Annotated in this window: 14 protein-coding genes; 2 read left to right on the top strand and 12 right to left on the bottom strand. The window is 48.5% G+C overall.

Annotated features, from left to right (window positions below):
• Window positions 1-30: 30 nt before the first annotated feature.
• The 4 genes from JSQ80_RS25300 to JSQ80_RS25285 form a co-directional block, all read right to left on the bottom strand.
• On the bottom strand, window positions 31-1,059 hold the full coding sequence (locus JSQ80_RS25300) for a helix-turn-helix transcriptional regulator (protein ID WP_206097238.1): 1,029 nt from the start codon (window positions 1,057-1,059) through the stop codon (window positions 31-33).
• A gap of 125 nt (window positions 1,060-1,184) precedes the next feature.
• Window positions 1,185-2,927: an ABC transporter ATP-binding protein gene (locus tag JSQ80_RS25295; RefSeq protein ID WP_206097237.1), complete on the bottom strand. Its 1,743-nt coding sequence runs from the start codon at window positions 2,925-2,927 to the stop codon at window positions 1,185-1,187.
• Window positions 2,924-4,762: an ABC transporter ATP-binding protein gene (locus JSQ80_RS25290; RefSeq protein WP_206097236.1), complete on the bottom strand. Its 1,839-nt coding sequence runs from the start codon at window positions 4,760-4,762 to the stop codon at window positions 2,924-2,926. The genes JSQ80_RS25295 and JSQ80_RS25290 overlap by 4 nt, the downstream gene beginning before the upstream one ends.
• Window positions 4,763-4,945: 183 nt before the next feature.
• Entirely contained in the window at window positions 4,946-6,142 is a 1,197-nt protein-coding gene (locus tag JSQ80_RS25285) for an MFS transporter (protein WP_206097235.1), read from the bottom strand.
• Window positions 6,143-6,493: 351 nt separating this feature from the next.
• Between JSQ80_RS25285 and JSQ80_RS25280 the strand changes: the two genes are divergently transcribed.
• Window positions 6,494-7,675 (top strand): multidrug effflux MFS transporter, encoded by a 1,182-nt coding sequence (locus JSQ80_RS25280; RefSeq protein WP_206097231.1) that lies wholly within the window; start codon window positions 6,494-6,496, stop codon window positions 7,673-7,675.
• 390 nt (window positions 7,676-8,065) lie between these two features.
• Here the strand turns inward: JSQ80_RS25280 and murB are convergent, their stop codons facing one another.
• A complete protein-coding gene (murB, locus tag JSQ80_RS25275; protein WP_206097230.1) occupies window positions 8,066-8,983 on the bottom strand; it encodes a UDP-N-acetylmuramate dehydrogenase in 918 nt (305 codons plus the stop codon).
• Window positions 8,984-9,149: 166 nt separating this feature from the next.
• Here murB and JSQ80_RS25270 point away from each other — a divergent pair, with 166 nt between their 5' ends.
• Window positions 9,150-9,938 carry a formate/nitrite transporter family protein gene (locus tag JSQ80_RS25270; protein ID WP_206097228.1) on the top strand — a complete coding sequence of 263 codons (789 nt, stop codon included), beginning with the start codon at window positions 9,150-9,152 and terminating at the stop codon, window positions 9,936-9,938.
• Window positions 9,939-10,107: 169 nt separating this feature from the next.
• Here the strand turns inward: JSQ80_RS25270 and JSQ80_RS25265 are convergent, their stop codons facing one another.
• The 7 genes from JSQ80_RS25265 to JSQ80_RS25235 all read right to left on the bottom strand — a co-directional run bounded on the left by JSQ80_RS25265 (window position 10,108) and on the right by JSQ80_RS25235 (window position 23,230).
• Window positions 10,108-10,896 (bottom strand): DUF4878 domain-containing protein, encoded by a 789-nt coding sequence (locus tag JSQ80_RS25265; RefSeq protein WP_206097227.1) that lies wholly within the window; start codon window positions 10,894-10,896, stop codon window positions 10,108-10,110.
• Between the two features lie 439 nt (window positions 10,897-11,335).
• Window positions 11,336-12,055, bottom strand: a complete 720-nt coding sequence (locus JSQ80_RS25260) for an SDR family NAD(P)-dependent oxidoreductase (RefSeq protein WP_206097225.1) — start codon at window positions 12,053-12,055, stop codon at window positions 11,336-11,338.
• A 484-nt stretch (window positions 12,056-12,539) separates the two neighbouring features.
• The gene (locus JSQ80_RS25255) at window positions 12,540-13,193 is read right to left on the bottom strand and encodes a FusB/FusC family EF-G-binding protein (RefSeq protein ID WP_206097224.1); all 654 of its coding nucleotides are present in this window, start codon (window positions 13,191-13,193) and stop codon (window positions 12,540-12,542) included.
• Between the two features lie 348 nt (window positions 13,194-13,541).
• On the bottom strand, window positions 13,542-19,070 hold the full coding sequence (locus tag JSQ80_RS25250) for a non-ribosomal peptide synthetase (RefSeq protein WP_206097222.1): 5,529 nt from the start codon (window positions 19,068-19,070) through the stop codon (window positions 13,542-13,544).
• 4 nt (window positions 19,071-19,074) lie between these two features.
• Window positions 19,075-19,824: a VOC family protein gene (locus JSQ80_RS25245; RefSeq protein WP_206097217.1), complete on the bottom strand. Its 750-nt coding sequence runs from the start codon at window positions 19,822-19,824 to the stop codon at window positions 19,075-19,077.
• On the bottom strand, window positions 19,796-22,105 hold the full coding sequence (locus JSQ80_RS25240; protein WP_206097215.1) for a bifunctional Gfo/Idh/MocA family oxidoreductase/class I SAM-dependent methyltransferase: 2,310 nt from the start codon (window positions 22,103-22,105) through the stop codon (window positions 19,796-19,798). The genes JSQ80_RS25245 and JSQ80_RS25240 overlap by 29 nt, the downstream gene beginning before the upstream one ends.
• Window positions 22,106-22,108: 3 nt before the next feature.
• Window positions 22,109-23,230: a saccharopine dehydrogenase family protein gene (locus tag JSQ80_RS25235; RefSeq protein ID WP_206097213.1), complete on the bottom strand. Its 1,122-nt coding sequence runs from the start codon at window positions 23,228-23,230 to the stop codon at window positions 22,109-22,111.
• Window positions 23,231-23,309: the final 79 nt, after the last annotated feature.

Genomic DNA, 23,309 nt, shown 5'->3' with positions numbered 1-23,309 from the left:
ACTATCGTACATATGCATGATCCGTGTTTTTCACGCTTTGCCACCTGTAAATGGATGATCCTTAACAATATGCGGATTCATTTGTCGCGCAAGGTCCGCTCTGGAGGTGAGTTTTCCGAATTCACTAGGGTTGTAACCAAAGGTTTTGCGAAAGAGCGATGCAAAGTGGCTTACATTGTGATACCCAACCATGATGGCCGTTTCGCTGACATTGGCTTTTCCTTGCTCTAATATATATCGCGCTTCATTCATTCGCAGGCTTCGCACATAACCGAATACAGTCGTGCCGAACAACTCTTTGAAGCCGAGCTTCAGCTTGTAATCATTAAGCCCGGTTAATCTTGCAAGTCCAAGCAAGCTCGGAGGCTGCTTCCAAGTACGGGATAATATATCCTTCGCTTCATGAAGGCATTGGATATCTTCGGCTGTCAGCTTGGATTTGACTTGCTGTCCCATCTCTTCCTTATCCGTTCCATCTAAATGAAAGGCCAGCAGTTCGAGTGCTTTCCCTTCCAAGTAAAGCTTCTGAAGTGATCCGTTATACGGACAATGCTTCATTTGCTCCACGATGAGCGGAATTAGCGGAGAACCTGCCGTTTGTCTGCAGTAGACCGGATTGGCTGTCAATCGCTCCAGCTCGGGAAGATTGGCATCGAAATGCCGCAAATCGATGCGAAGCTCCATATGCTGCAAAGGCTCTTTTGGGGAGAGCTCGGCATGAAGCCTCGCCTCCCTCATATATATCAGCGACGAGACGCCTGCGGATAAGTTGAAGGCTTGGGTCGATGTCTCCCAGCAGCCTGTGCCAGACATCGTATAAGAGATTTCCAAGTGAGGATAATGAACCCCGACATCCATCGTAACCGGCTCGTGCAATTCGGCGTCGAACCAATTGATCTCCAAGCCTTGTCTTAAGAAAATCCGTTGTAAATGCCCTGTTCCGCTCACAGTCGGAATGGAATAGATTTGATGGTGCTGCTTCTGTGGGGGGGATGGAGTGACATCTTGCCAGTCCCCGTAAGCGCCGCTCAAATCCCAGGTGTCAATTTGCAGTTTCAAAGCTATTCTCCTCCACTCTAAGTGCCATCAAGATGAGTTCATTTTATCCTAATAAAAATATGTTGTAAATACGAAAAACTTTTTCCCGTAGGAAAAAGTTTCGTTGTGAACATCCTTATGTCGATTCAAGATTTCACTTGCCAGCCATCGGAATCCTGCTGCAGACTCCACAAATTGGCATATAATCCTTCTTGGTCCAGCAGTGTCTGATGAGTACCTTCTTCAACGAGCTGCCCATGTTCAAGGACAAGGATCTGGTCTGCGTTCTGAATCGTTTTGAAGCGATGCGCAATCAGAATAACCGTTTTATTGGCAACCAGTTCATTGATGGCCTGCTGCACAGCAAGCTCGTTCTCCGGATCCAAAGAAGCGGTTGCTTCATCCAGCAGCACAATCGACGCATTCTTCAACAATGCTCGGGCAATCGAAATCCGCTGCTTTTCACCTCCTGACAATGTCGAGCCGCCTTCTCCCACCGGCGTATCATATCCTTGCGGCAATTGGGAGATGAAGTCATGACAACAAGCGCGCTTGGCCGCTTCTTCAATCTCTGCTTGGGTTGCGTTTAGGTTGCCAATGCGGATGTTGTTGCCGATCGTATCTTGGAATAGATACACATCCTGGAATACCATGGACATATGCTGCAGCAGGTTTTCCGGATTGACATCTCGAATGGATTGTCCCCCAATCCTGATTTCTCCCTGTTGAACTTCCCAGAAGCGCGCAATCAAGCGTGTTACGGTGCTCTTCCCGCTTCCGGACGGTCCTACCAAAGCCGTGATCGTATTCGGTTGGATCGTAAAAGACAAGTCCTTCAGGACAGGCGTAGCGGCGTCATAACCAAATGTGACCCGGTCGAACACGATCGGCCCGGAAGACTCGATGCTTGCCGTGCCCTGCATCGGTGCATGCTGCTGCACGTCCATGATCCGCTGTGCGCTATAAGCAGAATACCGCATTCCGCCATAGTTCATTAACACGACGGTTAACGGTTCAAAGATTCGAGTCCCAAGCAGCAAGAACAAAAGAAAGATGGGAAGAGTCAACGTTCCGCCAACAAGCAGATAGCTTCCGGCATAAATCATGATGGTCATCCCGGAGCGGATCAGCAGCATCGCTCCCATAATCAGAGGACCTACGAGACCTTCCAGCCGAATCGAAGCGTGCTTCAATTGGTCAAATGAAAGGCGTAAACGTTCAAACCGATCCCCGCCCATATTGTGGGCCTTGATCTCGCGTATACCGGCTAAATACTCCTGCAGTCGACTGGCAGCCTCGTTTTTGGCTTTGACATGACGTTCACTTAAGCGCGCTTGAATCGAGTCCGTCAGCCACAGCAGCAATCCCCCTATTGGGACCGCTATGAACATGGACAATGCCATTCTCCAGTCCAGAAATACGAGCCCCGCGAATGCCAGTACGGGCAGCATAATCGCGCTAATCAATTGCGGCACATTGTGAGATATCGTATGTTCGACTTGTCCGTAGTCGCTCAGCAATAAGTTCGTCATATCACCTGGATCGCGCTGTCCGAAATAACCTAACGATAGATGTCGCAGGTGCTCGGCCATTTTTAAGCGACCGGATGCTGCCAAGCTGTAGGCGGCTTTAAAGGATTTGTCATAAAGAAAAGAAGCAGCGGCATAGGACACCATCAGCCAGACGATCAGAATGATGCATACGATCCACATCCGCCCGGTGTTCAAACCCTTTTCCGGATACGCAAAAGCTTCATAAATGGTATTGAAAATATCGACGAGCAAAGCTGCCGGAATGATTTTGGTTATGCCGTCCAATATGGCCGCAAAAGCGGAAGGCCATAAATTTTTGATGTTGCCTGCCGAAATGTTGTAAAAGTATTGATTCATCGGGAAGCCTCCCCTGCAGGAATTGCTTGTGGCGATATTATATTCTCCGCACCCAGTCTCCAAGAGGAGGCATTTTGATGTGCTTGCCACATTTGCTCGTACAACCCGTTGTCTGCCCGCAGTTCGTCGTGCCTTCCGCGTTCGACGATTTCCCCCTGCTTGACGACAAGAATTTGTTCTGCCGCACGAATCGTGGACAGGCGATGAGCAATGATAAGGACGGTCTTCCCTTTCACAAGCTCAATGAGCCCTTGCTGGATCTTCTTTTCGTTTTCAGCGTCCGCATAAGCCGTCGCTTCGTCCAGCACCAGAATTGGCGCATTTTTAAGCAGCGCCCGAGCGATGGCAATTCGTTGCGCCTCTCCCCCGGATAAATAGGTGCCGCCTTCGCCGATTTTGGTATCGTATCCTTGCTCGAGGTTCTCGATGAATTCATGGCAGCAGGCTGTCTTGGAAGCCGCTATGACAGCTTCTTTGGAGACGGTTGTATTGCCCATTCGAATATTCGCTTCAATCGTATCGTAAAAAAGATGAACGTCCTGAAATACAAAGGAGACGGTATCCATCAGCGTATTCGTTCCCATCTCTCGAATCGGAACGCCGCCAATCGAGATCTCGCCCTCCTGAACATCCCAGAAACGCAGCAATAGATTGGCAATGGTCGATTTTCCGCCGCCTGAAGGACCGACTAATGCTGTCATTTCCCCTGCTTTTGCCACAAAATGAATGTCCTGTAATACCGATTTGAAATCTTTGCTTTCTTTCCGTTCATATGCGAATGAAACATGCTGGAAGGCGATATCGTAACTGACAGGAACTTGGGCCACAGCAGGCTCCGTTACAACCGGTTCCGCAAACACCGCTTCAATCCGCTTGTTTCCTTCCACAATTTCTCTCAGCCCGCTGCCCAGATACATCAAATTCAACAACGGCGTGGATAAGCTTGGCGCAATAATGAGAAACAAAATAAACGTAATCGCAAACGATAGATTGCCGGAATTACCACTCAACAGCAGAATTCCGATGGGGATAATGAAAGTAAACAAAGAGCTTACAATGACAAAAAAGAGACTGTACGGTGTTTTGAATAAATCGGTAATATGTAAAGAAATATCGCGGTATCTGGTCACTGCTTGCTTGAAAGTGAGAAATGACTCCGCATTGATCCCGAATACTTTTACTGCCGGCATACCCTTGACATATTCCACGCCTGTTGCATTCATTTCTTCCACCGCATGTTGAAAGTCTCTGTAGGCCGTTTGTCCCATTACGTTGCCGAACATACGGAACTGCAGCCAAAAACCGATGCCGATCGGAATGAGCAGCACGAGAGCCAGCCGCCAGTCGAGCCAAAATAAATAGCTGATCAATAGAATCGGCATAATCACCGCACAGACGGTATCAGGCAATTGGTGAGCGATAAATTTTTCTATTTTTTCAACACTGACCTCGATTATTTTTTTGAGTTCCCCTGTTGCCGTTTTCGTATGATAGCCCATTGGAACTTTTGCAACATGCTCAGCCAGTCGCACCCTTAGCTTATAGAGGATGTTGAAAGCTGCGATATGAGAACACATTACACCGATATATAAAGTAAGTAACGCGGCAATCAAAGCGATGAGAGCAAAGATACCCCAATATAGGATATATTCCTTGTCTATGCTTGCAGGCTGTAGCGCATGTCGCAACAATTCCTCGATAATGTTATATACCGCGATAAAAGGTGCGATTTGCAGCAGGCTTGAAAGGATAGAGAACAAGCTGGCCGCTGTTAATAACCCCTTTTTTTCACCGGCTATTTTTATCAAGCCTGACATTTCAGATTTGGCACTCATGTCTATCCCATCCTTCTTATAAGTCTGCTTAGCAGCAAGTGCTTAGTAATATAAGGTGATATATTGTTGTCTAGTCAACATGAGATTAAGGATTACATGACTATAATCATAATACTATATTAACGATAAAGATAATCATTATCAATGAATATAAAAAAATGAACCATCTAATATGGATGATTGCTATTGTCCGGTTACCGATCTGTTTGCGGCAGGCTTATTTGTCACGGTAAACATGGTTATGGCCATCACGAGAACCAAGGCAGCGATGATCGCAAACGGAAGATGTCTATCTACTTGGTAAAGGCTTGTGCTAAGAATTGGCGCAATCACAGCCGAAATCCCTTGGACTGATGCCAAAAGACCCGCTATGCCTCCCTGTTGCTCGCGGGAAACGGCGAGCGATGAACCCGCCATAAAGCCTGGCATCATAAGGCCCGCTCCTACCCCAAACAAAAAGAATGCCAGGTAATAGCTGATCAAGCTAATAAGGAACAAAAAGAGCGCCATACTGATAACAAGCAGCAGCGATCCAACCAGAAGCAGCTGTTTGGGCTGCCATCTTTGATTTTTCATTTGAATCCCTTGCGTAATGATCATCGCTACCCCGGTAAACATCAACCCCATCGACAGCATGCGCGCAGTTTCTTGGGTAGTCAAAGATAATTGGTCCTGGAAATAGAAGCCTCCGACGACTTGCAGGGTTACAATACTGAGCATCGTTACCAGCCCGGCAAACAAATAAAGGCGAACGCCTTTTTGAAACGGGTTGACCTTTGGCGGTTTATCTTGGATCATCGGTTTATGGGCCGGGATCAACAGCAGCACAACGACAAATGCTATAATCGGCAGCAAAGCTCCGATATAAAGGGGCCAAATTAGTCCGATAAGGGCAAATACGCCAGCTATCGCAGGTCCAAGCACGAGGCCCAGTCCATTTGCGGCGCCAATGAATGCCATGCCTGCAGAACGGTCTTTTTCATCTGTGACATCCGCCATATACGCCTGTGCCGATGACGGGACGGCTGGAATAAACAGACCAACCATAGCGCGCGCTGCTATCAGCAATGCGACTAACAGTCCGCCTTTAATGAGCCCGGACAGTCCAGCATACATCGTCGCCGTAAACAAGACGTAGCTCACAAACATGCCCAGGAAGCCAAGCAAAATGACGGGCTTTCTTCCTTTGATATCACTTAGCCGTCCCCACACCGGAGCCATCAAGGTCATCGCAATGGAGCCTAATGATATGATCAAGCCCGAGTGGGTTTCGCTTAACCCCAATTCGCGGATGAGCGGAGGCATGATAGGAGCAATAATCATCAATGCAACCATCGCAACAAATACACTAAAAAATATACTGAATCGAATTCTAGCCATCTTCACATTTTCCCCTTTCGCAGCATCTATTATTGACGCTTCACTTTTGAATGTTAAGTGAAAAACGTTAAGCATTGCTACCTTGAAACGGATTGTTCTTACGGAAAAACGGATTTTGACGTTAACGGAATTCTCCAAATATTGACTTGGACTAGTCGATTTGAGAAGATATAATGTACATTACGTTTAACCGGCCTATTAGCGGTCTTGTTAAGCCCTCCTATAAAACTTTCAAAGGAATTATAAAAAAAGTGATGACCTATAATCGAATTGCGATAATGAAGCCCCCGTTTCCCTAGCTAAGCTTATATTGTTCGGAGTCATATAAGCTTGTAGGAGGGCGAAAATAAAGTGAAAAAAAAGGTAGTTCCATCTTTGCTGTTAATGATCGTGCTTGTGGCTTTTCCGCAAATCAGCGAGACCATTTACACACCTTCATTACCTGATATTTCTATGGCGCTTGGTGTCTCAAATAGTTCTGTACAGTTAACATTAAGCATTTACTTTATCGGTTTTGCTTTGGGTGTTTTCTGTTGGGGATGGTTATCCGATTATACCGGGCGGAGACCAGCTATGCTGGGAGGACTCGTTCTATACGGACTTGGCAGTTTAATGTGCTATTTCTCCGCATCTATTGAAATGCTTCTGTTAAGCCGTTTTGTTCAAGCATTTGGTGCCGCGACAGGATCGATCATTACACAAACGATTCTGCGAGAAAGTGTATCAGGTAATCAACGGCATGCTATGTTTGCACAAATATCTGCAGTCATCGCATTTACTCCCGCAGTCGGGCCGCTCATCGGGGGCTGGGTTGATCAAGCCCTTGGCTTCCGGGCTGTCTTCTTTACACTTGTTATTTTGAGTGTATTCTTGTTTGTCTATGCTCTATTAAGGCTGCCGGAAACAGCAGATGTTACGAAGAGAAAAAAGGTTGCCGTTGCATCGACCGCAAAGAGAATGCTGTTGTCACCCCGTGTAATCGTCTTTGGAACATTGATTGGCGGAATCAATGGGGTCATTTTCAGTTACTATGCCGAAGCTCCATTTTTATTTATTGAGCACTTTCATGTGTCACCTGGGGTTTATGGTTTCTTTGGCATCATTGTAGCTCTTGCGTCGATTATTGGCGCAATGTTCTCCAAACGATTATTGGCCATTTATGCACCTGAGAAGATCATTCATATTGGCCTGCTAGTTATGTCTGTTGGAGCATTGGCTCTTACAGTTGCAAGTGCTTGTGACACGATGCCGAAGATCATGGCCATCGCAAGTATTTTATTTACCATGTTTATGATGCTAATGGGAGCCGGCATTGCATTGCCCAATTGCCTAAGTCTCGCACTAGTCGGTTTTCATGATGTTGTTGGCACCGCGGGGGCGATATTTAGTTTAGGTTATTATTTGTTGGTTAGCTTAATGACATGGGGAATGAGTGTTCTTCATAATGGTTCACTGGTGACGATGCCCGTATATTTCCTTGTCATAAGTTGTGGAATGTGGCTTCTTGGTAAGTATGTTATTAAAACAGAATAATTTGTTTTGAGAAGTAACCTGTAAAAGGAGAATTAAAACGGGGCTTAGAAATAACAAAAAAGCAGCATTTATGATAGTGCTGCTTTTTTTGTATGAAGATTAATCTTGCAAGGCATTCCTTAACTCTGCATTCTGCCGGTTATTACCGAATCAATCACTCTCGACCTGTACGATTCCCTTACGGACCAAATAGAACCATACCAAGCGGACGTCTAGCTGTACCGCAATACATTCTTCAGCAAAGAAACTGCTCCGGACATCGTTTCATCGGTTTTATCCATCTGTTCGGAGCAGCGTTTCGGATAACGTTCAACAGTTTCCAAGCCTTTCATGTGAAGCCATCCTTTCACTTGGTATCATTAACGCATCTGTATCTTATTCCGCTTGATTCTACTTGTCTTCGCCGATAATACGCACTTCGGTTTCGAGCTCCACGCCGAACCGTTCGTTGACCGTCTGCTGCACGTGGCGGATAAGCGATATATATTCGCTTGCCGTCGCATCGTCTACGTTAACTATAAACCCGGCATGCTTCGTGGACACCTCGGCCCCGCCGATCCGCGTACCCTGCAGCCCGGATTCCTGAATCAGCTGGCCGGCAAAGCGGCCCGGAGGACGCTTAAAGACGCTGCCGCATGAAGGGTATTCAAGCGGCTGCTTGGATTCGCGCAAGTGTGTCAGCTCATCCATCTTGGCCTTAACCACATCGTATTCGCCTGACACAAGCGAGAAAGTCGCTTCCAGCACAATATACCGGTTCGGTCCGATATTGCTCCGGCGGTAACCTAATTCGAGCTGTTCCTTCGTCAGACGGACAAGCTCGCCTTCAGGCGTTAGCAGCAATGCGCTTTCCAGCACATCCGCAATCTCGCCTCCGTACGCACCGGCGTTCATGTAGAGCGCTCCGCCTACCGATCCCGGAATGCCGCAGGCGAATTCAAGTCCGGACAGCCGGTGTTCAAGCGCGGCGCGTGACACGTCGATGATGGCTGCGCCGCTTTGCGCGATAATCTTATGCTCATTGCGGACAATCTGGTTCAGCCTGTTCAAGTTGACTACGATGCCCCGAATCCCGCCGTCCTTAACGATCAGATTGGAGCCAAAGCCGAGAATGGTAAGCGGCAGTTGATGCTGACGCGCAAAGTTAATGATAACTTGCAATTCCTCGTGACGGTCAGGCGTCACATACAGATCGGCCTTGCCGCCCATGCGGGTATAGGTGTGCTGTTTCAATAATTCATCATGTCTTATGGAATCTTCCGAGATCAATTCGCGTAATTGGTAATAACGTTCTAAGAGGTTATGCATGCTACTCCATCCTTACTTTTCTTTTTCGCATATCCATTATAACCAATAACCCTCGTAATAGGCTATGCACAGATAATCAATCGATACGCATGGATACGTACGCTATAGGGTATCTTATCCAATTAAGGGTGTGCTAAACGAAGAGAAAAGAAACAAGGAGCAGGTCATGGAACAGCATCCGTTAGATCAGGTGGAGACATTAGCATTAAAAAAGAAAGCGGCGTGGGACTCCAACAAGTTCCAGTACCTGCTTCGTTCCATCATGGCAAGCATGTTCATCGGGTTCGGCGTGGTTGTCGCGTTTAAGACGGGCAATCTATTCGACGAAGGCGCTTCACCGTTCGCCTATACGACGGCTGCCGTCACGTTTGGAGCGGCTATCATATTGATCGGCTACGCGGGCGGAGATCTGTTCACGGGGAATACGTTCTACTTCACCTTCTCCACTCTGCGCGGATCGACGACTTGGAGTGATACGTTTAAAATTTGGGGTACCAGCTATCTCGGCAACTTTATAGGCGCACTCTTATTTGCAGCCCTCTTATGGGGCACTGGATTGTTCCGCGGATATAACAGCAACGTATTTTTTTATGATGTAGTAGCGCATAAGATGGAGGCATCGACGTTTCAATTATTTTTCCGGGCGATCTTATGCAATTGGCTTGTCTGCATGGCATTCTTTATTCCGATGACCCTGAAGGGTGACGGGCCTAAAATATTTGCGATGATTCTGTTTGTCTACTGCTTCTTCATATCCGGCTTCGAGCACAGCATCGCAAACATGACCTCTTTCTCTATCGCATTGTTCATGGAGCATCCGCATCCGGCCGGCATCTCGCTGTACGGCGCCTTGCATAATCTGATTCCTGTCACTTTCGGCAATATTATCGGGGGGAGCGTCTTTATGGGGATGATCTATTTTTATCTGAATGAGCGAAACCGGAACAACATATAATCGACTTCTGAGATTACTCTAAAAAAAGGATTTATTCTGATTTAATCAGAATAAATCCTTTAGTTAAGTATTAGCTTAGATCAATAAAGTTCTCCAAAGCCAGCAAAAGAATATTTCCCGTCATCCGGGCGATTATAGGCAGGGATTCTGAACTTTAATTTTGCGCCTTTTAGTCCTTTTGAATCTCCCGAGATATATTTTTGTTTGCCATTATCGGGGTTGTTGCCTGTTTCTTGTACAGACCCCCATGTAGTATCGCCACTCCATTTCTCAATGTGACATTTGCTTCTACTTTATTAACACCATTGTCTTCCCACCATTGTCTGAAATTCAGCATCAATTGATTTTTTGAAAAATCGAAAGATTGGTTCGAATAGAAAGTCTTTCCTTCTATTCTATTCCACCAGTTGTAATCCATCAATTGGTTTGCCATAATCTGGAGTGATTCTCCTGTAACATTTTCTTGTGATAATTGAATATTAGCTTTAACCGTTTCTTCTTCCGTTGCTGGTTTTGTTTCCATGTAAGATGGATCTTCTGTAATATCGCCATCTTGAATTATTACTTTCCAATCATCATTTATTTTTTTTAAGTGAAAAGGTGTATTCTCTTGACTGCCATCTGCGGCAGATAAGGAAACGACATATTTAACTTCTTCAGAAGAAAGGGGAGTTTCTTCTAGGACATTATAATCTGTTATTTGATTTCTCTTGTATTGAGCCATATTTTCGTAGCTCTCTTTCAATTCATTGGAAGTTTCATATCTCTCGTCAATCACAAGTTCAATTACTTCTGAAATATTTTGTTCTTTTAAAGCAGTTAGGTACGAATTGATAGTTTGGTTTGGAGTGTCATGAGCGGGTACAATAGTAGTATTACTAGCAAAAACTGATGTTGGAAATAAAGAGACGGCTAACACGATACCCAGAAAAGATTTTCTTAGTTTCTTCGATTTCATTTACTATCCTCCATTTTAAAAATTATTAAGAGACTGTAACTGCCCTTTAATGGTCCATTATATATTAAGCGAGTTACTAAATGTAATAAATATTGGTATTTATTTGTGTAAACTTTCCATATTAAGTGCTGATTTTAATACTCAAATTTCAATTTCCCCCAGCGTCGGCCCCATCCCGCTTCATTGCAGTTTCACCATTCCTATAAACTATTCACTATCGGAATCAAGTTGCCGATAGCAAGCATTACTCATTCAAATAGGTCATGACGCGGTGAAGTTGCAATGAAGAAGCTCGGTACAAGCATGATGAACACAAATGTTCCTACATAAAAAAAGAGAAAAGTCTGATTTAACAAGCTCTTCTCGCGACGAAGTTATGTAATTGGACATCTCTTATATGCGGTGTCACCTTATATTTGGCGCTTACTCCGTAGAACGCCTAAGCATTTACATCCTGCATAGCGGGCACATGGATTTCTTTGACACAAGCTGCTTTTGACAAGCTGATCACGCATTTAACGAGCGAAATAATATCTTGCACAGGAATTCGGGTGCCCCCATATTCAGAGAGTGCTTTTTCAGCCCCAGCTTCATAGGGGATTTCCGCTGCAAGCTCACCCGGATTAATGCACGTAACGGCTATATTGTCCTTGCGAACATGTTCCCGCACAGCATTCGTTATCCCGCGCAGACCGAATTTGGAAGCGACAAAGGACACCTGAGCATTGTTTGTGTGCTCCAGTCCAGCCGTTGATCCGATGAAAATAATTTTCCCCGCTCCAGATTTTCGTAAATTCGGGAGCAACGATTGAATGCAAGTGATTGTCGACGTTATATTTACCTGAATGATGTTGGCAACTTCGGCTGGCTCATCCTTGTCAAAATTATAGTGATCTTCAAACCCGTCTTTTTCCCAAATCCCTACGTTATAGATAAGCACATCAATTGTTTCTGCTGTAAGAGACTTTGCAATGTCAGCAGCAGCTTCCTGCTTCGACAGGTCTGCCTGAATCCAGATGCGCTTAACTCCATCCTGCAAATCAAAGCTGTTTGGTCGATTTCTGGATACTACCCACACCTGATCTCCCTGCTGAGGCAATCCTTTCGCAAAAGCGTCTCCTAAACCTTTACTTGCTCCGAAGATCATATATTTTTTCATTGGCAGCTCCTTTGTTCGAAACTTTAATCATGAGATGTATATTAGTTCCATCTAGGTAAGTTAATTTTATCCTAAGTAAACATATGTTGTAAATGTAAAAAACTTTTTCCCCGAGGAAAAAGTTTCGTCGCAACACGTTACTCGACAAAATTAATATCGGCAACAAACGCCACACCATCTGGATTCCCTCTACTTTATTATGATTTAGCTCTGTACGATATGCCCTTATCATTTGTTTTGATAGGGCCGTTTTGCCTTCGGATTGCTCTTAGCACACTCTTCGGTTAACACTAGCATAGCCCCATCGATCTGATGGAGCTGCTAGCATGTCCGGTGCTCTTTTTCGGATAATTGCTTTAAGGCTTTGAAATTCCGGTATATCTTTTAATTCTATGTGCATGTTGTGCCTCCAAAATATAGATGTTGAACAAAGAAGAAGGCCGCCGAAATGCTTCGACAGCCTCTTCTCGATCTATTCCATACATTATCCTACAACGTCATGAATGAATTTTTCCAATGCGGTGACATCCGTCATGTTCTTGTTGCAGGTGTCGCTATTCACACACATATAGTTGCCGATCGCCTTATAGTAGTCAGGCGATGCGTTAGCCGGTTTCGATTTCGTGATCGCCGTAAATAACGCAACCTCTTCATGCCGATTGCACAAAAAGCATATGCTTTTCTTATTCGCCGGGGTATATCTTCCTTCGACGCCGACGAGCTGCCCGTTCAGCTGATAAACAAGGTACATTCTATTCGTTCCGATGTCGGTCCAGCCAAGATAAGTGACATAGCGGTAATCGATAGCGGCTAAACCAGGAATCTTCAGCTTTTTGTTCTTGGGGAACAGCTTCTTAAGCTGCTTATCCGTCACGTGCGCAAATTCTATCAAATAAGGCTCCAACGAAAGCAAATAATGATGAAATTCTGCCGACGCATTAAACGTCGAAATCTGCTCCAACGTCTGCCTTTCCAGCTCCATTGCTTCCGGGAACGCTTCTATAATTTTGCATTGTGCGCTGTATTTTACCGATTCCACCACTTTCGGATCGGAAACGGTGTTGCAGGTATGCTGCAGCAGACCTGCCTGCTTCTTAATCAAGTTATATTGATGGTTTCTAATAAATGGTTTGACCATTGCTTTTCAGCCCCTTATTTATTATGAAAGGAAAATAAGGTGCAAAGCCCATTATTAGAAACGATATAAGCTCTCTCGGGCGACAATATTAACGATAACTGTCCGGCCCCACGCAAAGTATCGCCCCAATATCAGGCTTTGCATGAGTCGTTGCTGATTCCGGCAAAGTGAATTGCCATCTCCTGCCACCTCCCTTTTACTGATCATTATAAATAAATTCAACCTTTGCTGCAACTTCCCTTGACGATTCAAATCGAGTTCTTCCCGAGTAGTTCAAACCCCAAATGGAATTATGGGAGTGGCCTCCACTTTAACTTTAAATCCCCGATCCAATCCTCGGGAACGCGTTCATTTCTTGATGAGCGGCGCCGATATCAACTCGGCAAGCTTGATTGCATGTGCTTCTTCTTCGATACAGCTAAAGTGATTCCCCTCAATTCCGGTCACTTCGAATTCGCCAAGACAGACTTCCCTCCAGAACTCAAGAGTCATTTCATCAGTGCCGGGTAAAAAACTAAAGGGCTCATCTGCCAGCAAGAACCGGATATCTCCCATATAAGGGGGAGGTGTGAAGCGGGCAGCTTTAAAGCTTTGGCGATATACCTTAAATAGCCCCTCTGCCATCTCGGCCGGCATTTGACCACCGGAAGCTGCTGCAATGGCATGGACATAAGCCGCAAAGCGATCTTTCATATGCAGGGCTGCCATTGTGCGGAATAGGCCGCCCACTCTTTCCAGCCCTTCATCCCCACCGATGGCGCATGAAGATCCTTGCGGCACGCTATGGTTGTTGCTTTCGAAGAGATGTAACAGCCCCCGTGCCAAATCATCGGAATTGGCATCGCCAAACCCTGCTTGTTCAAGGGTAATATTCAGATTGGGAACAAACAAGGTCTCAATGACGAGATCATCGTCAATATCAAACAGCACCGGGTGACTGTCAACCAACACCAGGTCTAATAAATGTATCCCCTTCTCAACCAGCCGCCTTGCAACTTCAAGCGCAATCAATCCGCCTAAGCAATAACCGATAAGCTGCATTTGCTTGTGGCCGCTGTCCAATAGGCGCCCGGCATAATCATCTGCAAGCCGCTCGATAAGTTCGGAAGGTTCAACCTCGCAATACTTCTCCATGTCCGCTACTGTAATTCCAACGACAGGCCCTAAGTTCTGCTCTTTCATACGCTCCAAGAGCAAACGGAAACAGTTCATTGTCCCGAGGCCGGCGTGGAACACCACTCGAAGCGGTCCCGTCTCCCCTCCTCCGTAAGGAGTGAGCACGGCATTGCTTGAGGATGACGAGTTCCCTTGCAAATCTGGCAAAGGGCCGTCAGCCGTGCGTTCTGGCTCTTGAAGGTGAGAACGCATAAATTCCGCCAATGCAGCGACAGTAGGATAGTTGAGCATTTGCCTGAGCAATGCATCATAGGGAATATCTCCTTGCGAGGGATCTGCAGCCAATTGGTCGCGCAGCTTCCCTGCCACCTGCGCCATAATGAGCGAATCGGCGCCATGTTCGTAGAAGCTTTGCAACCTTCCTATACCGGGGATCCCCAATGCTTCGGCCCATAACTGGGCAAGCTGCGCCTCCAGCGTGTCTGCACTTCCCTCATCCGATTCCATGTTGGAATGGTCTATGGCCGGTCTAGGCCGCCATGTGGCCAACTCGCGCCGATCGATCTTGCCATTTCCCGTCAGCGGCAGCGCATCGGCAACCTGCAGGTGCGAAGGAAGCATATGTGCGGGGAGACGGGATGAGAGAAAGCGTTCCAACTCTGACACGCTTACCGGCAGCCGGTCCTGTTTCAAGCGCTTGGCAAACAGGTGAAAGCCGAGAGCGGAAAGGTTGTGCTCCTCCGCAGGCAGAGATAGTACCGGCTCATCCCCGTATTCTTTTAGTAGCCGTATCCATTCCCCCCGGTCCAAGTAGGAAGTATCTTCTCGCAAGCGGTCACCCGGTTCCGTCATCATAAACGCCTGCGAAGCCAGTATCCATAAGTGTTCCTCTGTCGGTTCCGTAAATACGAGCCACCCTCCGGGACTGATGAGTTCGGTTAACCTGTTCAGGCTTGACGGAATGTCCCGGGCATTTTCCAGTACACCGGCGGCCAGCACGACATCAAAGCTGTTCGGGGCCAGCCCCTGCGCTCGATAGTCCTGATCGACATCAAAAATACCGAAGCGAACCCCCGGGAATTGCGTGAACCGGGATTTGGCACCTGGGATAAAAAAGGGAGTAGCATCTGTAAAAACATACTCCACTTCAAAGCCGTTCAGGGATTGCAGCACTTTTTCCGTCGTTGCCCCCGTGCCCGCACCCACCTCTAAAATCCGCAGCGTTTGGCCTGGATGAGTCTTGGCAATACGTGTCAAGAGTGTGCAAATGCAATGATTGAGATAGTTGGCCATGAGATGATCGACGTACAAGGCTCGGACATGGTCGAGCTTGCCCTCCGGGAACAGCAGGGACACGGCATCCTGCTGTCCGCTCAGCAGTTCTGACAATTGTTCGGCATTGCTGCGCACGTAAGTAGTAAATCCCGATGAACCAAGCTTTTTCGTCCAGAATGCCTCCGCCAGTTTCCAATACTCGTTTAATTGGGTCCCGTCCGGTTGCCGAGGACAGCTAAAATGTTGAGCGGGATGTTCCGCCAGCAGCCCTGCCTCCGTTAGCCTTGCGATCCATCGCCGAACTAACCAATGGAAGCGAGGAACGATTCCGCCGCGTTGCAGAATATCTTCCATGGAACAGGTTCCGCCATTGGCGAACAGCCCTAACTTCTGCAGCGCAACCAACATCGAGTTGAGAACCGCTTGATCGAGGGCCGCAGTCGCCGACTCGATCTCCGCCCTGCCGATCTCATCAGACGCTTCACATGCCTGTTCATCGATGCCGTTAACCAGGCTGTCAAATTCAAATGTTTCTTCATCTATATTCCGCTTTTTCTTGCGGGCTGTTTCCACGGCAGCCAGCAGCGCTCTATCATCGCCCGCACCGTCGACCACCACTCCGGCTGCGGCAACGGCAGGGTGCTGGAGCAGGGTCGATTCAATTTCTCCGAGTTCGATCCGGTGCCCCTTGATTTTAACCTGATGATCTTCGCGGCCAAGAAACTCAATTTCGCCGCCGGGAGTGTACCGGCCCAAGTCACCGGTGCGGTACAGGCGCTGCCCGTCCGCCGGGTGCAACACAAACCGCTCACGAGTCGTTGCTTGATCGGCCAAATAACCGTCGGATAAACCATGCCCGGAAATATACAACTCCCCGGATACCCATACCGGACAATCACGCATCCGGGAGTCCAGCACCCGGAATCCTTGGTTGGCGAGCGGACGCCCGTAAGGAATGCTGTGCCAATCCGCCTCAAGACCTTGATAGATGTGGTAAATCGACCAGATGGATGCTTCGGTGGCTCCGCCCAGACAGACGACCTGCAAAGCGGGCAACCGCTTGGCAATCATATCAGGCAAAGTCAGCGGAATCCAGTCTCCGGAAAGCAGGGCCAAACGCAATTTGGGCAAGGTTATATTTGGCTCGGAGTTTACATATGCGATCAGCATTTGCATCAAGGCCGGCACAGAATTCCACACGGTAACTTCATGTTTGCTTATTAGCTCAGCCCAGTGAGACGGATCGGTGAGCCGATCGGCACGTGGATACACTAAAGCGCCACCCGCCGATAGGGGGCCAAACATATCGTAGACGGACAGATCAAAGCTCAGTTGCGCAAGCCCCAGCACCCTGTCGCCTTGGTTGATGTTGAAGCGGCGGTTCAGATCGGCAATGGTGTTGGCAGCTGCACGGTGGCTGATGACAACTCCCTTAGGCTGTCCGGTGGAACCTGAGGTGTAAATGATGTAAGCAGGCACGTCCGGATCCCCACCCGATGCAAGCATATTGTTCGTCGCGGGCTCTAATTGATCCACTGCAATGGTTACGAATCGGCCCGGCCATTCGAGCGGAGTTGTCGAACACGTCAAAACAAAGCGGACATCTGCTTGCTCCAGCATCGCCAAGCGCCGCAATTCCGGTTGCTTCGTATCAATGGGAAGGTAGACCGCTCCAGCCGACAATGCTCCCAATACTGCGGCCACTTGATGCGCGCATTTATCCATAACGACGGCCACCCGGTCTTGGGCTGCGCAACCCAGCGCTCGTAATTTTTCAGCCACTGCTGCGGCCCGTTTGACTAGCTCTCCGTAAGTGACTTGTCCTTCGCCGTCAATGACGGCAGGGAGATCCGGAGTTGCCATTGCCTGTGCCAGCACCCGCTCATGCAAGGGTTGATTCGGCACGGGTGCTGTTGCGGCGTTGGAGTGATGTCGTTCCGTTAACTGCCAGGCAGGCAATGGCACGGCTTCGCCCGTGTCCCAGATTGGATTCGACTGGGCCAATGAACGCAGCAATTGCTCAAAGGCAGCAAACATATCGTCAATCATCCCTTCAGGGAAGATGCCTTCGCGCACATCCCAATTGACCTGGAGCCCGTCCAAGCTGTCCATGGCCTGACAATCGATGAACACCTGCGGCGTCTGGCTGATTCCGTAGCCCCCGATTGTGCCTATTAGCGGGTTGCCTTGAGCCGGCTCAACCAGACCGATTGCGCTTGTAAACACCACTGGCATTAAAGCGGCTTCCCGTCCCCGCCTGCGCGCAACTTCACGCAGCACTTCCACGCCGGAATACAGGCGATGGTCCAAATCTTCAAACAACTGTTTTTGCAAAGTCCTGGCGCGTTCATGAAAGGCTTGCCCGACTCCCCCATCTACAGCGAGCAAGTTAACGGACGTGAAATCACCGACAATATCATGGACCTGGGCATGCAGCGGCAGCCGATTCAGCAACGTCAGATTGAGACAAAACTGTTTATTCCGGCTCCATCTCTCGATAACGGCGGCATAAGCCGTCATCACGACAGCGGTTGGTGTCAACCCTCGTTTTTGGGCTTGTTGTTTAAGCCCCTCCCAGGCAAGTGGGTCCAGTCGAAGAAAGCGGCGCCGGAAGCGTGCCGTGCCGGGGTTATGCTGTTGTCTGGCCAGGGGCAGATCCGGCGCTGGCGGCAACGTATCGGCCCGTTGGAGCCAATAATCTTTATCAGCATCATAAGCCGTGCTTTCCCGCAAGCTGCGTTCGGCCAGCAGATAATCGCGGAAACGGAGGCTAATATCAGGCAATGGCCGCTCCGGTTCCTTGTAAAGCGTCTCAAATTCCGATAAAAGCAGCCAAATGCTCGCCCAATCGGCAATGAGAAATTCCATGGAAAGATGAAGGATAGCATGATCGCGCGCTTTGGTGACTGCAATATCAAATAAAGGCCAACGATTCGTTTCGTAAATGCGATGCCCCATATCTTCCCGAATCTCATCAAGCTTCGCTTCCGCCTTTTGCTCTTCCCAACCGCTTGTGTCGGTATAAGCCACTTCCATGTGCGGCACGCTCTTCATGACTTGCTGGTGTCCGTTGTGATCCACAATCGCCCGCAGCATATCGTGGCGCGAGATCAGTTGCTTCCAGACGGATTCTGTCCGTTTGGGGTCAAGCTCGGGATAGTTGAGTTCCATGTAAATGTGGCAAGCTACGCCCCCATAACCAAATGACTCACGGCGCCCCAACAAATAAGCGGACTGCACATCAGTAAGCGGGAAAGGTTCAAATCGAGACTCCGGATCAGGGGTGACGGTGACCGGTTTGGCTTCTGCCCGCAATATATCCAGGAGAGCCATTTTGTGATCTCTGAGAGCCTGTAAATCATTGTCTTTAAGCGTTCCACTGGGCGCCCTGTAACGCAGGCTCCCATTCTCCTCCCATAGAAACATTCCTTCTCTTCGGAGCCGCCTTAGCAGCTCGGAACTATTGATAGTAAGATTTTGGGACATATCTTCACACTCCTGTTTTTCTTGAGCTTGATGTAGTCGTAAATGCAGCGCCGTGCAGCAATTTTGCATCCAGATTTTTGTTCAGGCCGGCAAGACATACTTCGAGCACTCTTGTTTGTGACGCAGACTCCGTTTTCAGCCACTTGTCTCCTGCGGACAGGGCCTGAAAGGAACGGAGATGGTGTTCAGCCACTTCCATTCTGACCCACTCCACTCCGGTCGCTCCATTCGGATGTTCTATCTTTTCAGGGCGCTGGGGAGGGTCGTAAGCAGACACGACAAACGGCAAGCCAATCGGCTCCGTTGCAAAAAGACTATATTTCACTTGTAATCCATCCGGGCGTGTTCTCTTGCCGTGAATGACACGGGACGTGGAAACTCCCGCCTGGGCGATAGCCGACTTGATCGCGGTCAAGTCCCGGCCATCGTCTATTCCGTCCTCTTGGGTCCTCTCCCTCTCACGATCTGCCGGTTCCAGCGCAACATCACACCAGCCTTCAGCAGACTTGGCCCAGTGAGTCCAACGTTTTCTTGCAACCTGCCCGTAAATCAAACCTAGCGGCGGAATGAGATACGTTAATCGTTTAGGAATTTGAAAGAATTCAATAAACGGTCCTTCCTCGAACCACAATAAGGCATTGTGCGCCCTCTCCGGAGCACTGCCCCACTGCATCGAAAATCCAAGCGCCTCGTAATCTCGGACAGCATGGGCAATATTGTTTACCCTACACAAAATGTGGCTGCATTTCAGCATCTGTTCCCTTCCTCACTACAAATAGTTTTTGTCCCAGAGGAGCGAGCGGATGTTGTTCATCCGGCAATGCCGCGACCTCCCGGGCGCCTGCCTGATAGAATACATCCAGCCATTGTTTGACGGACATGAAGGTTGTGTTGCTGCGCTGCCTGTCGTCCTCGGGACGAGTCATCATAAAAGCTTGTGAAATTAACATTTCCGTAAATTCCCGTATGGGTTCTGTTATTAGCATCCATCCCCCGGGGACGAGACTTTGCATAAGACCTTGTATCACTTTATCCGTGTCGCGCGCATTGTTAAGCATACCCGCCGCAATGACGATATCTGCGCTTTCCGGTGTCAGCCCCTGCCCCATAAGGCCCTGATCCATATCGATAATTTGAAAATGCATCCACGGGCAATCTTTGAAGCGTTCGCGAGCCGCCGCAAGGAAAAAATGAGATATATCGGTAAACAAATATTCCGGCCGAAGCCCTTCCGATACTAAAGTTTGCAACCGCTGAACGACTGCAGCGGTAGTTGCCCCAGTACCTGCGCCAATCTCCACAATGCGCAAGGAGTCTTTCGATGGGCCGTTAGATGCAGCTCGTTTGCCGGCGGCAATGCGGATTACGGCTTCCGCCACGGACTTGTTCAGGTACCGCGCCATTTTCGTATCGCGATACAGGGCATGGGCGACATCCATGCGGCCCTCGGGAAATAATAACAGCGCAGCTTGCTGCGCGCCGCTCATGAGCTGTGGGAGCTGCTCCGCATTGCTCATGAGATAGTCGATAATGACAGGAGAACCCAGCTTGCCATTCCATGCCTTCTTCGCTAAGTCCCAACTTCGGCTTACTCTGTCTAGCGTAACTGGATCTGTGCATTGAAAATAACCCTCGTGTTGTTTGAGATACCCGCGTTCTGTCAGGATCTGCAGCCAACGGCCAATTACGTGCCGATGGCGAGGCGCGACCTTCAAGACAGAGAAAAGTTCAGCCTCGCTGTATTCATGTTCCGTCGCTGTCAGCGCACCCTGTGATTGCAGAGCAAACAGCATGGAAGCCAGAGCCGCTTCATCCAGTCGCTCTATACACTCTCTCACTTGCCCGGCATCCATATCTTGAATCTCACCCTCGGCAGAGGCTGTGCAAGTAAAAACATCGCTTTCCGTATTGGCAGAAAAAGCCGGCTCAGAGCGCTCCACCACGTCTTCAACTATGGTTGAAGCTGCTTCTATTAATCTATCTACCGATAGCGGCTGATGACTGCGATTCGATCGCAAGACCGGATAGCCCAATGCATGGGTCAACTCGTGCCATTGGCGGGAACACAGAAGCTCCTGCTGCGCTCTTGTATCCGCAGCCTCATTTCCCAGAATCATGTTTCTCATCGCCAATAGATCTCGACCGATGGCCTGCGGCCACTGTCGCAAGAGGATCTCCTTATAGCTTATGGGAGCCGACGGCCCGAGTATTTGGGTGCTATAGGCAAGTAAATGCGCTGGCGGCTCGGTTGACAGCTCGCCGGGAATGTTGTCATAATCCGGAACGTGCAGGCGAGGATGCCAAACGACAGGACCATGGGTATCCACAAGCGATAAACTTCCGCCTTCCACACCAATCGTGATGTGATGCAGCAAGTGGAGGTAGTTGTCCGGATCTTGCGGATCGACTTCATTATGGGCTCTTACTGTAATCGGAATCTGTCCCAGCAATCCGGTTAACACTTGAAAGGGCCCTTCATCCTTCATCATATGGTTCATCTTCCATGGACGAATGGCCGGCAATGCTTCCAGCAGAATATGCATCATCGGGAAGGAAACTTGAGTGGCACAGGCGGCATCCAGGTAAAGCGCTCGTTGCTGTTCCAGCATTGCGCGGGCGCAAGCAATGAATCGGCGCACGGCGGGCAAATGCACATACAGATCGCCGATCTGAAAATGCGCCCCGTGTTGCCGCGCCGCTCTTAGGCATGCGGCCAAATCCTTATGATGAACCGGTTGCTCTTGCACAACGTGAATCCCGCGTGCGAGGAGTTGGAGCGATACCTCGGTACCGCTGCCGCCCATGACTCCGGACCGCAGTACGACGCAGGCCAGGTCAATGTCATCGGGAAGCTGCTCGGCCTCTGTATACAGAGGAATTCCGTAACGGTCTGCGCATTTTTGGGAGCGCTCGCTGCCTTTTGCCAACAAACCGGCCAATTCAAACTGTTCCGGCAGTGCTTGCAAGGCTTCAAGGTAGAACTGTCCGAATCTGGAGCCGCATACCACGGTTCGCAATCTATTATTCCTTTTCATATTTCACCCCTGCTTGAATTCCGTAAATGTATGTTCGATGACAATATGGCGCTCAGACAATTCACCGATCAATTTTGCAGCTTGCACGGCTTCAGCCACAAAGAAACAGCCGGATTTTTTTTCGTCTTCTTCCATAATCGATTTGGCGGCATGGGCTGCCAGAATACCGGATAATGTATTCCAATCGTTTTGAGACAGCAGATTTGCAACCAGCCTCAACGGTTTGCCGTGTTTGCTGCCGCTTGCGATCAGATGAAACATGGTGAAAGCATTCGCTTCTTTATTGTTTGCTTCGAATTGTTCTGTCAGTGCCTTGGCGGACGCTCTTTTCTGTTCTTCGGTTTTATATTGTTCCAAAGCCTTAATCATCACAAATTGGTTTAGTACCGAATGGTTTGGATAAGTGTTATAAAAGTAAGCAGATTTCATTTTATTTTGTCTGGCCATTTGTTGGAATTCCCGGTTTAGAACCGGATACGTATCACGTTTGCCCGCAGGGAAAGGCAGTGAGTAGTTTCTATGAAACGGGCCGTCCATTTTTTGGGCTTCGCCATGTTTGCAATAGGTCATTCCCAACCCGGTATCTTCTTCTATACTGCATACAATGTCGTAGGCCGCATTTAAGGAAAATCCGCCTTGGCCCGCAAAAAAGAGTTCGAGCGCATCGATATCATCAAAATAGGTTTCAGCGACGTAAGCCGGGAAGATTTCGGATAAACCAGGGTATACCCCGGCAGAGATGACTATTGACAGTTCCTTCTCTTCTATTTCCTGTTTTCTCTTCATCAATTGCTCATAGAGATGCTCATCTCCCGAAACATCTACGTAATGAACTCCCTGTTCTATACATGCAGCCGCAACCGTATCTGCAATCTGCTTAGAAGGTCCTGCACAATTGATGACGATATCGCACTTGCCGCAAAAGCGGTGAAGCTGATCCCTGTTGTGCACATCCACTTGCAAGCAGCCGATTTTTTGTTCCATCATCGGAAAAAGATGGCGGACCCGTTCCTCGTTCCGGCCGCCGATCAGAATACGGTATTCCGTGAAAGCGAGCATCGCCCGAACCGCTCCTCTGCCTACATATCCGGTGGCTCCGAGGATGCCAATCGTTTTCTTATCCAATGTTGTCCTCCTTCTTCATCTGCTTGCTTCGCTCGCCTCCAAAGAGAAGACAAGGACGATCTTCTTTCAGGACATCTCA

The organism is Paenibacillus apiarius, assembly GCF_017052585.1.
Classification (GTDB): Bacteria; Bacillota; Bacilli; order Paenibacillales; family Paenibacillaceae; genus Paenibacillus_B; species Paenibacillus_B apiarius.
This window is presented reverse-complemented; position numbering and strand designations above follow the sequence as displayed.